We start from the raw sequence: 16458 nt of genomic DNA, 5'->3' as shown, positions 1-16458 counted from the left end.
CATATTGAACAGCATGGTTTTTCTATAACCGTTGCAGCAATCAGAGTGCTCGTTTCGCGTGTTCTGATTCAGGTTTAGCCCCCAATAGTAACAGTTGATCACTCTGCGGGCGAGCGCTTGCTGGTGTGGATTGTGGGCAAACTCGCCGCCTTGGTCAGGGTGTGACGAACGGTCTATCCATCGTAAAAAAGGATAACGGCGATAGATAATGCCTGTCTATTCATCCAGTAGTCTCTATGCCATACTGACCCGCTCAGGTTTCCGTATCGAGCGTGCAACAAGATGGAAAAGATCGTGGTCCGGGGTGCTCGCACCCACAACCTCAAGAACATCAATCTGACCCTGCCCCGCGACAAGCTGATCGTGGTCACCGGCCTCTCCGGTTCGGGCAAATCCTCCCTGGCGTTCGATACCCTCTATGCAGAGGGGCAGCGCCGCTATGTGGAGTCCCTCTCCGCCTATGCCCGCCAGTTCCTCTCCCTGATGGAGAAGCCGGACGTCGACCATATCGAGGGGCTTTCGCCCGCTATCTCTATCGAGCAGAAGTCTACTTCCCACAATCCGCGCTCGACCGTCGGCACCATTACCGAAATCTACGACTACCTGCGTCTGTTGTTCGCCCGGGTCGGTGAGCCGCGCTGCCCGACCCATGCCATTCCGCTCGCTGCCCAGACCATCAGCCAGATGGTGGATCAGGTGCTGGCCCAACCGGAGGGGAGCAAGCTGATGCTGCTTGCCCCGGTCGTGCGCGATCGCAAGGGGGAACACACCAAGCTGCTGGAGAATCTGGCGGCCCAGGGCTACATCCGTGCCCGTATCGACGGCGAGGTGTGCGATCTCTCCGATCCTCCGACTCTGGAGCTGCACAAGAAGCACACCATCGAGGTGGTGGTGGACCGCTTCAAGGTGCGCGACGACCTGGCACTGCGTCTGGCCGAGTCGTTCGAAACGGCACTGACCCTCTCCGGCGGCATCGTACTGGTAGTGCCGATGGACGGGGAGGAGGGGGTTGCCCCCATGACCTTCTCCGCCAACTTCGCCTGCCCGGAGTGCGGCTACTCCATGTCGGAGCTGGAGCCGCGTATCTTCTCCTTCAACAACCCGGCCGGTGCCTGCCCTACCTGCGACGGCCTCGGGGTGCAGCAATATTTCGATCCGGCCAAGGTGATCGGCGATCCGGCTATCAGCTTGGCCAACGGCGCCATCCGTGGTTGGGACAAGCGCAGCTTCTACTACTTCCAGATGCTCAAATCCCTCTCCGAGCACTACAAGTTCGATCTGGAAACGCCGTGGGAGGATCTGCCACTCAAGACCCAAGAGGTGATCCTGCGCGGCTCCGGTCGCACCGAGATCGAGTTCCGTTACATGAACGATCGCGGCGACGTTGTGGTGCGCAAGCACCCGTTCGAGGGGATCCTGCACAACATGGAGCGGCGCTACCGGGAGACCGAGTCCAACTCGGTGCGTGAAGAGCTCTCCAAATACATCGCCAACAAATCCTGTACCAGCTGCGGTGGCAGCCGGCTGCGGGAGGAGGCGCGCCACGTCTTCGTCGACAACCGCAACCTGCCGGCCATCGCCGAGCAGTCCATCGGTGATGCGCTGGCCTTTTTTGAGGGGTTGAATCTGACCGGCCAGCGCGCCCAGATCGCCGAGAAGATCCTCAAAGAGATCGTCGAGCGGCTCGGCTTCCTGGTGAACGTTGGCCTCAACTACCTGAGCCTGTCGCGCAGTGCTGAGACCCTCTCCGGCGGTGAGGCGCAGCGGATCCGGCTGGCCAGCCAGATCGGTGCCGGTCTGGTAGGTGTCATGTATGTGCTGGACGAGCCCTCAATCGGCCTGCACCAACGCGACAATGAACGGCTGCTCAAGACCCTCACTCACCTGCGCGATCTCGGCAACACAGTGATCGTGGTGGAGCACGACGAGGATGCCATCCGCCTCGCGGACCATGTGCTCGACATCGGCCCGGGAGCCGGGGTGCACGGCGGGGCCATCGTCGCCCAGGGCACGCCGGAGGAGATCATTGCTAATCCCGAGTCGCTGACCGGTGACTACCTCTCTGGCCGCAAGCAGATCGCCATTCCTGCCGAGCGTACTCCGCTTACCGGCAAGTGGCTGAAGCTCAAGGGGGCGAGCGGCAATAACTTGCGCAACGTCAACCTGGATCTGCCCATCGGGGTGATGACTTGTGTCACCGGCGTCTCCGGCTCCGGCAAGTCGACCCTGATCAACGACACTCTGTTCCGCATTGCTCACCGCGAGCTCAACAAGGCGACCGAATCCACGCCAGCGCCTTATCTCAGCGTGGAGGGGTTGGAGCATCTGGACAAGGTGGTGGACATCGACCAGAGCCCCATCGGTCGAACCCCGCGCTCCAACCCAGCGACCTACACCGGCCTGTTTACCCCGATCCGTGAACTGCTCTCCGGCACCCAGGAGGCGCGATCGCGCGGTTACCAGCCGGGCCGCTTCTCCTTCAACGTGAAGGGGGGCCGCTGCGAGGCGTGTCAGGGGGATGGGGTAATCAAGGTAGAGATGCACTTCCTGCCGGATGTCTACGTACCGTGCGATGTCTGCAAAGGCAAGCGCTACAACCGCGAGACCCTGGAGGTGAAATACAAGGGCAAGAACATCCACGAAATCCTCGAGATGACGGTGGAAGATGCTCGCGAGTTCTTCGATCCGGTGCCGTCCGTGGCACGCAAGCTGCAGACCCTGATGGATGTGGGCCTCTCCTATATCCGGCTCGGCCAGTCGGCCACCACCCTGTCGGGCGGCGAGGCGCAGCGGGTCAAGCTGGCGCGCGAGCTCTCCAAGCGTGATACCGGTCAGACTCTCTACATCCTGGACGAGCCGACCACCGGGTTGCACTTCCACGATATCCAGCAATTGCTCAAGGTGCTGCACCAGCTGCGGGATCGCGGTAACACCATCGTCATCATCGAGCACAACCTTGATGTGGTAAAAACTGCCGACTGGATCGTCGATTTGGGACCGGAGGGAGGGGCCGGTGGTGGTCGCATTCTGGTGACGGGGACGCCGGAGGAGATTTGCATCAATAAAGAGTCTCATACAGCTCGTTTTTTGCGGCCACTATTGGCGCGATAAGCCGTTATAATCGAGGGGCCTTTGGCCCCTTTTTGTTATAAAAATCGGGAGCATGAGGAGAAGCGCGTCAAGTGGGGCAGGCTTGGCATCTCAGCGTCATGGTAATGGATATATCGGGTTATGGCTCAGGCTCCGCACACGATTGATCATCAGTTGGCTTACTCCATGCTCCCTATCTGGCTGGGGGCTATCCTGCTATTGCTGGTCCTGCTGGCGTGGGCCCAGATCCCGGCAGCCAGCCGGATTGAAGAGCAGCGAATGAAGGAACATCTGCTGCGCGTGACCAAGGCGGTGCAGGCGGATGTGGCCGCTCTGGACGCATTCAGTCGTGATTGGGGCATCTGGGATGACAGTCACCGCTTTATGGGCAACAAAAGCAGGACATATATCGAATCCAATCTGCTTAGTGATATGCCAATGCAGGACTTTCGCCTTAATCTGATGAGTTTCATTGACCTCACTGGTTACGAGGTCTGGACGCGCACTCTGCTGCCTGATGCGCCGGGGATCAACCCGGATCAGTTCCCCTACTTCCTGGATGAACTGAAAAAGCAGTTAAGGGAGCGCTCGGCTGCACAAGGGGGGATTAATCTGCATGGGATCCGGGCCTCCCAGTGGGGGCCGCTGATGTACTCATGGCAGCCGATCAGAAACAGTGATGAGTCGGCCCCGTTCAACGGTTTCTTGCTGGTTGTACGTTGGCTCGACAAGGCTTACCTCGAGCAAGTATCTGAGCGTACCGCTCTGCCACTGGCGATTTCCCACGCCAATCTGGATGTCTCCGCTACCTTCAAGCCACTGAAACCGCAAATAACGTATCGCCTGATTGACCTTGGGCTCACTCGGCTTAGGGGAGAGGTGCGACTGCTCAACAGCGATAACCTGCCGGTGCTGACTCTGGTGATTGAGGAGGAGAGAAAGATTTTGAGTGGCGTCATGGAGGGGGCGCTCTGGACGTTTATCGGCATGCTGTTCATCAGTTTTATCTGCGTCATGATAGCCATGTACCGGCTCAACAGCATTGTGCTTACCCCGTTGCAGCAGCTGGTGTCGGCGCTGCAGCGCTTTGGCGATCGGCCAGATGCCACCTTGATCCCCTATATTGACAGCAGCGTCGAGATGGCGACCCTGAGTGGCAAGTTCAGGGAGATGGCCAGCAAGGTCAGTCAGCAACACGATGATTTGTTGGAAAAATCCAGCCAGATGGAGATGGCGGCATTTACCGACCCCTTGACCCGTTGTTTCAATCGTCGCTATCTCGATGGTTGGTTGCAGGCCAACTGGGCCAAACCTTGTCTGTTATTGCTGCTGGATCTGGATCATTTCAAGCGGATAAATGACAGCCTTGGCCATGATATCGGGGATCTGGTGCTGAAACAGCTGGCGGATCTGCTGCGCAAGATGGTGACAGGAGAGTGGGAACCGATCATCCGGCTGGGCGGGGAGGAGTTCTTGTTGCTGTTGCAGGTTGATGATGAGCAAGAGTTGGCGCTGCGGGTCGAATATCTGCGACAGCGGGTGGCTCAACACCGCTTTGGCAAAGAGGATACACCACTCTGGTTGACGGTATCGCTGGGATTCTGCCGCTATCCGTTGCACCCGGAGTGCCCGGATTCATTCTGGAGTCACAGCTTCAAACTGGCGGACATGGCGCTGTATCAGGCAAAAGTTGGCGGGCGCAATCGGTGGTGTGGTTACGCTGGCACCCTCTCTGTGGAGGGAATGAGCCAGACTCCGGAACAACTTGCCCAAGGGGAGGATTTCACCCTGCTGAACTCTGCCAACCCTAATTAACCCTGCCGAACCAATACCAGATAGGCTAGGGCAACAATAAAACCGAGCAGGATAAAGAGAAAGGATCCGATTCCCCACACGGCCGCGAGAAAGGCTCCCACCTTTTGCCATTTCGACTCATTTTTCATAAATAAACCATTACTTCCCAGCAACTTGTGTGGCGCAAAAATACGCTGATTTACCTATGTTAACAACAATTAATCGCCGCTCTGCCGCGCAATAAGGTGTGGTTTGTTTGCCTCTTTTGGCGTTGGATGCGGGTAGTTACAATCTGTCGAAACAGGTATCTCGGCTTGTTATCTGGGGACGCAACGAGATTGAGATGGCGCGCAAAGATGTCACACCAATCGATCTATTTCTGTGCAACCTTTGCTCCAAGTCAATAACTTTGCATTTACAAGGGAATATAGTCTGCGGGCTTACAGCATCAAATGAAAACAAAAAAAGGGATTACGTGATGAAAAAATTACTTCCTCTGATGATTGCCGCTGCAGTGACCTCTCCTTTTGCCATGGCCCATCAGGCTGGCGATATTCTGGTTCGTGGTGGTTTGGCATTTGTATCGCCGCAGGAAAGTAGCACGCCTGTAGAGTTGGAAATTAATGACAACATGCAGTTGGGGCTGACTCTCTCTTACATGATTACTGATAACTGGGGTGTCGAGTTGCTGGCTGCAACCCCCTTCTCTCATTCAGTCAAACTGGGTGGCTCTGAAGTTGCCAAGATCAAGCATCTGCCGCCGACTCTGATGGGTCAGTACTATTTTGGCGATGCTCAGAGCAAGGTTCGCCCGTATGTCGGTATTGGCGTGAACTACACCACCTTCTTTGATGAAGAGGGCCGTGGTGCATTGGCCGGGACCGATGTCAAAGTCGATGACTCCTGGGGTGTTGCCGGGCAGGTTGGTATCGATATGGCCATTACTGACCGCTGGTTTGTGAATGGATCCGCCTGGGTCATGGATATCGATACCGATGTGCATACTGCGATTGGCACCATTAATACCAAGGTCGACCCGATGGCCTTTATGGTAGGCGTTGGCTACCGCTTCTAATGATTCTGACTGCGGTTCCGAAAGGATCGCGGAAGATAGCAAAGTACGTCTCTTTCAGCCCGGCTTGTGCCGGGCTTTTTTTGTATGAATGATTTTGTCTGGACTGTGATCCAACCCGATACAAATCAATTAAATACCTGCCGCTTTATTTCAGTTATTCGCCACCCCTGCCGATAGTGACTATGTTCAGTCTACCTTCCCCCAATGAGTGAGGATGTCTTCATGGGTTTATCTATCGTACAGCGGATCATCGCCGGATTTGTGTTGATGCTGCTGTTGCTGATCCTGCTTGGAGTGATCAGTACCTTTAAAATCAAGGGTATAAATGACGGTCTCTCTGCCGTATCTGACCGTGCAACCCCGCTGGTAGTCGCTGTCGCAGGCCTCAAGGGGGCACTGCAGGATAGTAACCGCTGGGTGCTGGTCTACCGTACCAGTGAAGATGCCGCCCAGTTGCCGCAGTTGGCCAATCAGTTCAAGGAGCAGCAGAACCGCTTTGCCCAGCTGAGTCAGGAGATGGGTAAATTTACCGGCGTAGCGGATGCCCGAGCCCGTTTCCAGCAGGTCGAGAGTGCTACCACCCAATTTTATGGCTTGGCGGATCAGGTGTTGGCCCAGCATAGGCAGTGGGTCAGTGCACTGGATCAGCGCCACAAGCTGGAGATGGAATTTATCCGCCTTGAGGATACCTACCAGTGGGCTGCTGATCTGCTGTTGCAACAGACGGCCAGCAAGCGTTCCATGCGCAACAAGGCGGAACTCATTACCTCAGGGATCGCCCGCGATCTGAAGAATATCCGCCGTGCCGATGCCAAAACCGACCTGAACGAGCTGGAAAAGGTGCTTAGCAAGGATATTGAGATGGCCCGCAAGCGTCTGGAGCGTGTACTGGTGCCCGATGATGTGAAAGCGCGCTTTGTCTCCAACCTGGATCGGATGCAGGAGCTGGCGCTCGGCGCTCAGGGCTTGCTGGCGACCATGCGTCAGGCCCAACAACTGGAGCTATCGTTGGCTACTCAGAATCAACAGCTGGATGCCAGTCTGGTCAACAGCCTCAATTTGCTCGATGAGATGGGCAAGTCTGCCGGAGCCATCGCCAGCGAGAGCCGTGTCAATGCGGATGAGGCGGTCAGCAGTGCCAGCTTCTGGATCCTGGTGGTTGCCGCGATGTCGGCTGCTGCCGCACTGGTGATCGGCTATACCACGGCACGCAGCATTCAGCGTCCGTTGCAGATGATCAACAAGGAGCTCGATTACATGGCGGCTGGCGACATGACACGGCGCATCAACTACCGCAGCAGTTGCGAATTTGGCAGCCTCTCTCGCTCCATTGATACGCTGGCGGGCAAGACTGGCGAGCTGCTCTCCCAAATCAATGCGGGCTCCCGCCATCTGGTGGACGAGGCGAGTCGCGCTGCCGAGATCAGCGAACGGGCCATGTCTCGGGTGCAGGAGCAGAAGAGCCAGACCGATCAGGTAGCCGCCGCCATTACCGAGTTGGAAGTGAGTGCGACCGAGGTGGCCCGCTCTACCGATGGCACCAAGCGGGAAGTGGATCTGGCTGACGAAGAGGCGCGCAATGGTCGCCAGAAAGTGGCCACCACTCGCCGGATCACCGAGCAGCTGGCTGGCGCCATGGAGGAGGCTGTCGGCATCACCTACAAACTTGGGGAATTCAGTAACAATATCGGCAGCATTCTCGATGTGATCCGCAGTATTGCCGAGCAAACCAACCTGCTGGCCTTGAACGCCGCCATCGAAGCCGCCCGTGCTGGCGATGCCGGCCGCGGTTTCGCGGTGGTGGCCGATGAAGTGCGGGCGCTGGCCAATCGCACCCAGACCTCGACCGAAGAGATCCAGGGGATGATTGAGAACCTGCAAAGCTCCAGCAAGCATGTGGTTGAAGTGATGGGGCGCAGCCAAGAGCAGACCCAGAGCTGTGTCGAGCAGACTCGCGAGATGGATGTTGCGCTGCAATCGATTGCCGATCGGATGAGTGCCATCAAGTCGATGGCTGATCAGGTGGCCCATGCCGCTCAGGAGCAGATCTCCGTCAGTCAGGGGGTCGCTCGTCATATCGCCGGTATTGCCGATGTGGCATACGAAACGGAGCGGGAGGCGCGCGAATCCGCCAGCAGCAGTGAAGTGCTGGCCGACCTGGTCGCCAAACAGCAGCAATTGATCTCACATTTCAAGGTCTAGGAGGGCTTATGTCTAAACAGTGGATTGGAGCCCTGAGTCTCCTGTTGTGTGGCCAGCTGATGGCCAGCGAGCTGGTGATTGAAAGCTGGCGAACCGATGACAAAGCGTTGTGGGAGCAGAAGATTATCCCGGCGTTTGAAGCGGCGCATCCCGGCATCAAGGTGAGTTTTCATCCGGTGCAGAACGTCAACTACATGCCCACTCTGTGGGAGAGCCTGAAAGGGGGCAAGGCGGGGGATCTCATTACCTGTCGTCCGTTTGATGACTCGCTTGCCTTGTTCAAGGCGGGACATCTGGCCGAGCTGACCGAGATGGCGGGAATGGAGAACTTCCCGAGTTTTGCCCAGTCACCCTGGCAGACCGATTCCGGTGCCCAGACCTTCTGTGTACCCATGGCGTCGGTCATCCATGGCTTCTTCTATAACAAGAAGATCTTCAGTGAGTTGGGGCTGACATTGCCGCAAACCCGCGATCAGTTCTTTGCCGTGCTGGACAAGATCAAGGCTGATGGGCGCTATGTGCCGTTGGCCATGAGCGGTTCCGAGAGCTGGGTTGCCTCAGAGCTTGGCTTCCAGAATATTGGCCCCAACTACTGGAAGGGAGAGGATGGCCGTCTGGCTCTGATCGGCGGGCAGGAGCGGTTGGATAACCCGCAATATGTGAGGGTGTTCGATGAGCTGGCCCGCTGGCGTTCCTACCTTGGCGAGGGGGCCGAGAGCCGCGATTATGCGACCAGCAACGAACTGTTTACCTCCGGCAAGGCCGCTTTCTATGTTGCAGGATCCTGGGAGATTGCCCCCTTCACCGACAAGGTCGATTTTGGTGTCATGCGCCCGCCGGTGGCCAAACAGGGTGATGGCTGTTTCTTTACCGACCACACCGATATCGGTATGGGGATGAATCCGGCCAGCAAGAACAAAGAGGGGGCGATGGCTTTCCTGCAGTGGCTGACGACGCCGCAATTTGCCGAGCTCTATACCAACTCGTTGCCTGGATTCTTTTCCCTCTCCAACCACTTCTTCGATGTCACCAATCCGGCGGCTAAAGAGATGATGGAGTGGCGGGATCAGTGTGACTCGACCATTCGGGTGGCGACTCAGATCCTCTCCCGTGGTACGCCCAAGTTGGGGGATGAGCTGGCCGAGGTGAGTCAGGCTGTGTTGCTCGGCAAGATGGAGCCCAAGGCTGCCGCGGATCGACTGGAAAGTGGCTTGAAGAGCTGGTATGCCCCTCATCAGGGCAACAAGGCCAAGAGCGCGGATTGTCAGTGTGATGCGGTTGTCCCTGCCCCTGCCCCTGCTTCGGCTTCAGCGCCGGCGACTGAGGTGTCCGCAGCCCCAGCGACCAGTGAAGCGCCTGCAGTGGTGGCACCCGCAGAGCAGCCCGTATCAGCCGCCGCGGCGCCATTACCGGCGCCGTCGGATGAGGCGGAGCAGGCACTCTCGAACGAGCTGGAGGCTTCGCAGTAATAACTCATCAGCATAAATGACAAGCGGGAGGCATCAGCCTCCCGTTTTTATTGATGGTTTGCGGCCAGAGCGAATCGCTTTATTGTGTGTCGTGTGGCCAGCGGCAGAGGCTGCCGATGCGGGCAACCGGGGCAAACCCCAGAGAGCGGTAAATGCGCTGGGCATGGTAGTGCTCGTCGGCCACTATGATCAGCTGTTTGGCGCGCGACAATCCAGCGCGAGCCACTTGACTCAGTAACTGGCGGCATAACCCCTGGTTTCGCCACGCCTGGTGAGTGCGCACCAACTGGAAGCGCCCCAGTGTGCCGCAAAAGAATAAACCACAGCTGGCGACCAGTTGCCCCTCTTGCCAGATCCCCCACCAGTCCCCGAGACCATCGGCAATCATGGCCTGATAGAGCGCCTGACGGGAACGCAAATACGGGAGATAGCTCTGTTCCGAGTACCCCTCATCCCGCTCATGGAGTTCGAAGTCGAGCCATTCAGGCCAATCAGCCGTGGCGAAGGTGCGAGCCTGGGGGCTATTGATATCACCATGAGGTTGCCAGCTCTGCTTATCCAGTGCCAGCACCACACACTCCATGTATTGGTATCCGGTTGCGACAAAACCGGCGATCCGGCTGTTTTGCCCGGCTGCCAGTGGCCATTGAAAGGTTCGGTGGCGCACTCGAGGATCCTGGCCGATCAGCTGATCAAATGTGGCTTCCAGCCAGCCTTTGTCACGGTCGCTGGGTGGGGTGGGGAGCAGCAGGTAGTTGCCGAAGTAGTAATCGGGAGCATCCGGTGTGCGAACCGCCCAGAACTGATCGTGCTGAACGACCTCGCCTTGATAGCGATCGAACAGCAAGTCGGTGGCAAAGCCGGGGTGGGTATCCATGATGATGCTCCTGCAAAGACTCATTCTGTTATCGGCAGGAGTGGGAAATAGATGAAAAGGGGCCGGAGAAGCCTCCGGCCAAACAATCACACGCAGATTCAGAACGTCCAGGACGATCTGCCCTCATCATAACTCGACTGGTGCGATTTTGGGATGGGCACTGTTCGGTTACGTACCGTTAATTTTATAAATATGAAGTTCGTCAGATCGGATGTGAGGTAATTCCCTGTTGACTTTGTCCCGTTTTGCTCATAAATATAAAGACGTTTAGACGTCCAAACATCCGTTTTGACGTAGAGAGATGGATTGCAGGACAGGGAGAAGAGCAGATGGGATTTCACAGTGCACGTCAGGTTGAAGCGCTCAACCAGAGTCTGGCAGATTTGAATGGCGATATATCGGTCAGTTTCGAGTTTTTCCCGCCCAACAGTGAAGGGATGGAAAACACGCTCTGGCAGTCCATTGAGCGACTGAAAGTGCTGGAACCCAAGTTTGTCTCCGTGACCTACGGCGCCAATTCGGGTACCCGGGATCGTACTCACAAGGTGATCAAGGATATCAAGGAGCGCACCGGTCTGATTGCCGCGCCCCACCTGACCTGTATCGATGCCAGCCGCGACGAGTTGCGTACCATTGCCCGCGACTACTGGAACAGCGGTATCCGCCATATTGTGGCACTGCGTGGTGATCTGCCTCAGGGGCTGGAAAAGCCCGAGATGTATGCCACCGATCTGGTTGCCCTGCTCAAGGCTGAAGCTGACTTCGATATCTCGGTTGCGGCCTATCCGGAAGGTCACCCGGAGGCGAAGAGCGCCCAGTCGGATCTGCTCAACCTCAAGCGCAAGATCGATGCAGGTGCCAACCGCGCCATTACCCAGTTCTTCTTCGATGTGGAGACCTATCTGCGTTTTCGGGATCGTTGTGCCGCCATCGGTATTGATGCCGAAATCGTGCCGGGGATCCTGCCGGTCTCCAACTACCAGACCCTGGCCAAGTTTGCCGGCTTCACCAACGTGAAGATCCCGCGCTGGATGCATCAACGTTTTGAAGGGCTGGAGAACGATCAGATGACTCGTAATCTGGTGGGGGCGAGTATCGCCATCGATCAGGTACGGGTGCTGAGTCAGGAGGGGGTCAAGGATTTCCACTTCTATACCCTGAACCGATCCGAATTAACCTATGCCATCTGCCACACCCTGGGGGTGCGACCGAAAGGTCAGCCGTAATCGGCAGAGGGATAAAAAGCCAATGAGTTGCTCATTGGCTTTTTTGTTATGGCGACCCGTCAGGGTCTGGTCGGGGCGATCTCTTTCGGCTCGAGATCGATCACGGCATTGCCTGCCGCTCCCGGATACTGGTGATAACTCTGGTCCTGCTCCAGGGTGTAGAAGGTATCCAGATAGTCATCGTCGTTGGTCATCCAGGAGTCGGGCAGCGCCTTGACGATACGACCGCCCAGATCGAGGAAGGGGAGTCCCTCCGGCACTCCGCCAGCGGTAAAGCCGAGCTTGAGAGCCTCAATCAGCAGGTCGGCCAGCTCCTTGTAGTTGACGTTGTCATCCTGCTCCATCATCACGATATCAACCGCACCCCAGCGGTAGCGATCCCAGTAAACCAGGATTTGGTTGGGGGTGTAGTCGGTATTGTCATAGTCGAGGTAGGGCATATCGACGATATCGACCACGGGTTCATCCCGACTGGGGTTGACCCCGGCAACGACGGCATAAACCTCGGCAGCACCGAGCAGCCAGGGCTCCTGATCATCTTTCAGTCTGATCTTTTTCAGGATGCTTGTTTTGAGCGGTGCAGTGTTGGCTGAGGTTTTGGGTTGGACGGCCTGCATATCGGCTGCGGCAAACGCCTTGCGCATCACCTGCAGACCGGCATTTTTGGCTTTTACTGGATCGGCTTCGACCACGAGCACGGGTCGGGCCGGTGCCTTGTCGACATCCAGATAGACCGGATTGCCGGCGCTGTCGAACGCTTCGATGGCACTCCAGCTCTTCTCATCACCGCTCGGGACATAAGCGACCAGCGGTTCAACCCCCTGTTGCAAGGCGGCAGCCTGTTCCGGGTTGGCCAGTCGCAGCTGCATCAACTGCTTCACTTCCCCGTCGAGCCCTTGTCGGGCGATCGCTGCCTGATTGGCATCGGTTGCTTGCCGTTTAAGGCGGGTGGGCGCTTTCTTCAACAACTCGGGCAGCGGGCTTTGGTACTGAGGATTGCTTACCAGAGGCAGCAAACTCTTCTGTTGTAGCGCGAGCTGGCGCGCCAGCTCCCGATCCGTATCGGCAGCCTGGACGCTCGTGGCGCCCAGTATGGCCAGCAATAACAAGACAGCCTGACTTTTCATTTTTATTCTCCGTTATATGAACCTGACAGGCGGCAAATTGGGAAGAAGATGCCGCCTGATGCCACTAGATTAAAATTAGTTTCAGTTGTGAACTATTTTGTACGGAGAGTGTGGAATGGTTCACGGTTTGTGATCCAATTGATTCCTTTGTCGATAAATTTGGATGCCATAGAGCCCCATGCCGATGAGCAGTCCCCAGCAGGCGGCAGCGATGCCGAGCAGGTTGATACCGGAAGCCGTGATGATGAAGGTCAGCAGGGCGGCCTCACGGGTATCATCGTGTTGCAATGCGGTGTGCAGGCTGCTGCCGATGGTGCCGAGCAGGGCCAACCCGGCGACACAGGTCACCAGTGTCGCCGGGAAGGCTGTGAACAGTGCCGCCACCGTGGCCCCGAAACAGCCGGTCAGCAGATAGAAGCAGCCAGCCCACACTGCCGCGGGCCAGCGCCGGTTGGCATCCGGATCCACCTCCTTCCCCATGCAGATGGCAGCGGTGATGGCCGCCAGGTTGAAGGCGTAACCGCCGAATGGAGCCAGCAGCAGACCGGTCAGGCCAGTCCAGGTGATGAGAGATGAGGTGGCGGGTTGATAGCCGTGGGCCCGTAAAATGGTAATGCCCGGCATGTTCTGGGAGGTCATGGTGACGATGAACAGTGGCAGAGCGATACCGAACATGGCTCCAAGGGAGAACTCTGGCCAGATCATGACCGGGCCGGCCAGCTGCCAGTGAATGGTGTCAAGCTGCAGCTCTCCTCTCAACAGGCTGATGAGGATGCCGACCGCCAGTACCAGTGCCATGGTATAGCGTGGCCAGAGATGGCGGCCGAGCAGGAATGCCAACAGCAGGCTGCCGAGCAGCATGGGATCTGCCGGCGCGACTTTGAACAGATCCAGCCCGAATTTGAGCAGTACACCGGCGAGCATGGCCGCTGCCAGTTGGGCGGGGATATGACGCATTAGCCGATCGAACCAGCCGCTGATGCCGCACAAGGTGATCAGCAGGGAAGAGATAATGAAGGCGCCGATGGCCTCGGCCAGGGTGAAGTTACCCAGGCTGGTGATGAGCAGGGCGGCCCCCGGGGTCGACCAGGCGGTCAAGACGGGGATGCGGTAATAGAGGGAGAGGCCGATGCAGCTGATGCCCATGCCGATACCCAGCGTCCATAACCAGGATGTGAGCTGGGAAGCATCGGCCCCCGCTGCCGTGGCTGCCTGAATGATCAGGATGACCGAACTGGTATAACCGACCATCACGGCGATGAAGCCGGCGACCAGATGGGGAAGGGCAAAGGGCATATAACGTCCTTGTGGGGTTGTGGCGGTTTGTGCGTTATTACGTACAATATTGCTTCAGACTATATCGCTGTGCGTTATAGCGCACAAGGCGATTCAAGCAAGCGCAACAAAGAGGCAGTCATGCAAGAGGTGAATCAGCATCTGGCACAACGTCTGAAGAGTTTACGCAGTGAACTGGGCTGGAGCCTGGATGTAGCGGCGCGAGAGACTGGTGTCAGCAAGGCGATGCTGGGCCAGATTGAGCGAGGGGAATCGAGCCCGACGGTTGCCACTTTGTGGAAGATCGCGACCGGCTTTCGGGTCTCTTTCTCCAGCTTCATCGAGCCGACTCCGGCAGAGCAGGGGGAAGTGCTCTATCGCACCGCCGATGCGATTCGCCAGCAGCCTGCGGGAGAGGGCATGCAGGTCGCCCCTCTCTTCCCTTATGAGAGGCGCTTTGGATTCGAACTGTTTGAGCTGACTCTGTTGCCCGGTTATCAGCGAGAATCAGAACCCCATGAGCCCGGAGTGACCGAGCATGTCATCGTCATCAGCGGCCAGATGGACGTGCTGGTGGATGGAGAGTGGCGTTCCTTGACACAGGGAGAGGCGGTGCGTTTTGCGGCTGATCGCCCTCATGGCTATCGCAATCAGGGGGTGGCCCCGGCTATCTTCCACAATCTGATCCACTATCCGGCCAGCAGGTCTTGAGCTGGTGGCTCAGCCAGGTCGCCCATCTGCACGAGGGCTGGTCAGTATGGGGGCATAGACCCAGACAAACAGACCATACGCCAGGCTCCAGGCCAGGCCGCTCAGGTTCCAGCCGTGCAGGGTATAGGCAGGCCAGAATAGCGGGATCACGACCCTGAGTAGGGCGGCCATGATCACCAGCGCGAAAGCGCACTGGATCCTGCGCCCCACCTGCAAGGCCCGGCCACTGTGACCAAGGGAAACCCGGGCTATCATCCCCAGAATCATTGTCCCCATGCAGCCAGCACTGAGCAGATGGCTGGCCAGCGACAGACTGATGGGCAGGCCGGCTGCTAGAGCACCAAGGGCGAACAATCCAAGTGGGATAAACAGGTAGGCGAGGTGCAGCGACCACAAGAGAGGCTGGCCAAGAGTGGACGGCAGCCGCCAACGCAACTGACGCCACAGATGCAAAACGGCCGCCACTATATATAGAGGGAACATATAGATGCTGGTGGTCCACTGTGTGGGTAGCAGCAGCCAGGTCACCAGGGTGAGCCACAGCGTGGCAAGAGCCGTGCGCTCCAGCCAGAGAATAGGAACTGCTTTTTCTATCCCTGTGGCTCTGGCGGTAAAGAAGGGGATGACTCGTCCTCCCATCACGGCGATCAGGGTCGTAAACAAGAGCACCGTGGTAACGAGCAGATGTTCCATATCTACCCACTGTGCCTCCCACAACCAGCTGGCAGCGTTGAGCAGGGTCAGAACAACCAGCAGAGGCACAAAGAAGAGGTTGCGCCATTGTTTAGTCTGCACGATAGGTTTGGCCAGATACCAAGCAGAAAGCGGTAGCCAGAGCAGGTCTGCCGCCATCAAGAAGGTATTGTGTTCGCCCAGCCTGGGCAGCAAAGCTCTCGGTAATGCCCACAGCACCACGATCAGCACTAGCGGCCAGCTTCTAACCCCGGGGTGAGCGGTCCAGTTTTGCACTGCGGTCAGCAGAAATCCTGCAACAATTGCTGCTCCGAAGCCAAACAACATCTCGTGTGCATGCCACCAGATGGGATTGCCAATCCCCGGCAAGACGAACCAGCCATTGAGCTGCCCAAGCCAGCCCAGCATTACCAATGTTGAGAACAAGGCGCCGAGCAGGAAGAAAGGCCGAAACCCGAGGCGGAACAGAGGAACAATTTTCTCCTCTTTACGGCTATCCAGGATCTGATGCATGACGAAACCTTAATTGAACATTTGAAAAGCCAATTATAAATTGGCTTTTCAAATGTTCAATTAAAACCGATGTGTTGATAAGGGCAAGCAGTGAGAGTGCAGTGATAAACCGTGGCAGATAGCCTGATTTTGCTATCGCGGTGCCTGTAGCGAGCTGATTTCGCCGGTTTAATATGCCAATTGGTGGCTTTGTGAGCGAACAAACGGCGAAAGCCATCTTTTTGCAATTATCCGCTTGCCAGAACGAATTCACTCCCTATAATGCGCCTCCATCGACACGGCAAGCGGAAACGCAGAAAGCCAAGTCGGTAACCTCGAAAAGCCTTTGCAAATAAGGCTTGACTCGAGAAGGCGGTTGAGTAGAATTCCACTCCCGCAGCAACGAACTGTTGCGTCGCTCTTTAAC

At 57.2% G+C, this 16458-nt stretch carries 11 protein-coding genes; 7 read left to right on the top strand and 4 right to left on the bottom strand.

Translation table 11 applies throughout. From position 1 onward, the window contains the following. Positions 1 to 282: 282 nt before the first annotated feature. From uvrA to G5367_RS14330, 5 genes are all read left to right on the top strand, one after another. The gene (uvrA, locus tag G5367_RS14350) at positions 283 to 3111 is read left to right on the top strand and encodes an excinuclease ABC subunit UvrA (protein WP_421294540.1); all 2829 of its coding nucleotides are present in this window, start codon (positions 283 to 285) and stop codon (positions 3109 to 3111) included. Between the two features lie 120 nt (positions 3112 to 3231). Continuing rightward, complete coding sequence (locus tag G5367_RS14345) at positions 3232 to 4905, top strand: sensor domain-containing diguanylate cyclase (RefSeq protein ID WP_421244497.1); 1674 nt, start codon at positions 3232 to 3234, stop codon at positions 4903 to 4905. A gap of 457 nt (positions 4906 to 5362) precedes the next feature. Next, on the top strand, positions 5363 to 5959 hold the full coding sequence (locus tag G5367_RS14340; RefSeq protein WP_421244533.1) for an OmpW family outer membrane protein: 597 nt from the start codon (positions 5363 to 5365) through the stop codon (positions 5957 to 5959). Between the two features lie 222 nt (positions 5960 to 6181). Further along, positions 6182 to 8161: a HAMP domain-containing methyl-accepting chemotaxis protein gene (locus G5367_RS14335; RefSeq protein ID WP_421244496.1), complete on the top strand. Its 1980-nt coding sequence runs from the start codon at positions 6182 to 6184 to the stop codon at positions 8159 to 8161. Positions 8162 to 8169: 8 nt separating this feature from the next. Beyond that, entirely contained in the window at positions 8170 to 9630 is a 1461-nt protein-coding gene (locus G5367_RS14330; RefSeq protein ID WP_421244495.1) for an ABC transporter substrate-binding protein, read from the top strand. A 79-nt stretch (positions 9631 to 9709) separates the two neighbouring features. Here the strand turns inward: G5367_RS14330 and G5367_RS14325 are convergent, their stop codons facing one another. Then, on the bottom strand, positions 9710 to 10507 hold the full coding sequence (locus G5367_RS14325; RefSeq protein WP_421244494.1) for a GNAT family N-acetyltransferase: 798 nt from the start codon (positions 10505 to 10507) through the stop codon (positions 9710 to 9712). Between the two features lie 329 nt (positions 10508 to 10836). Here G5367_RS14325 and metF point away from each other — a divergent pair, with 329 nt between their 5' ends. Continuing rightward, complete coding sequence (metF, locus tag G5367_RS14320) at positions 10837 to 11733, top strand: methylenetetrahydrofolate reductase (protein ID WP_005341548.1); 897 nt, start codon at positions 10837 to 10839, stop codon at positions 11731 to 11733. A gap of 59 nt (positions 11734 to 11792) precedes the next feature. On the opposite strand, the gene G5367_RS14315 is transcribed toward metF, so the two are convergent. After that, complete coding sequence (locus G5367_RS14315; protein ID WP_421244493.1) at positions 11793 to 12860, bottom strand: DUF3103 family protein; 1068 nt, start codon at positions 12858 to 12860, stop codon at positions 11793 to 11795. A gap of 120 nt (positions 12861 to 12980) precedes the next feature. Further along, the gene (locus tag G5367_RS14310; RefSeq protein ID WP_421244492.1) at positions 12981 to 14156 is read right to left on the bottom strand and encodes a benzoate/H(+) symporter BenE family transporter; all 1176 of its coding nucleotides are present in this window, start codon (positions 14154 to 14156) and stop codon (positions 12981 to 12983) included. A 120-nt stretch (positions 14157 to 14276) separates the two neighbouring features. Here G5367_RS14310 and G5367_RS14305 point away from each other — a divergent pair, with 120 nt between their 5' ends. Next, on the top strand, positions 14277 to 14846 hold the full coding sequence (locus G5367_RS14305) for a helix-turn-helix domain-containing protein (protein WP_421244491.1): 570 nt from the start codon (positions 14277 to 14279) through the stop codon (positions 14844 to 14846). 9 nt (positions 14847 to 14855) lie between these two features. Here G5367_RS14305 and G5367_RS14300 read toward each other — a convergent pair whose 3' ends face one another. Next, positions 14856 to 16052, bottom strand: a complete 1197-nt coding sequence (locus G5367_RS14300) for an NnrS family protein (protein WP_421244490.1) — start codon at positions 16050 to 16052, stop codon at positions 14856 to 14858. Between the last annotated feature and the right edge of the window lie 406 nt (positions 16053 to 16458).

This window comes from Aeromonas sp. 604282 (assembly GCF_049170575.1).
Lineage (GTDB): Bacteria > Pseudomonadota > Gammaproteobacteria > Enterobacterales > Aeromonadaceae > Aeromonas > Aeromonas veronii_A.
Note: the sequence above shows the minus strand (reverse complement) of the source record. Positions and strands in the feature narration are given on the sequence as shown.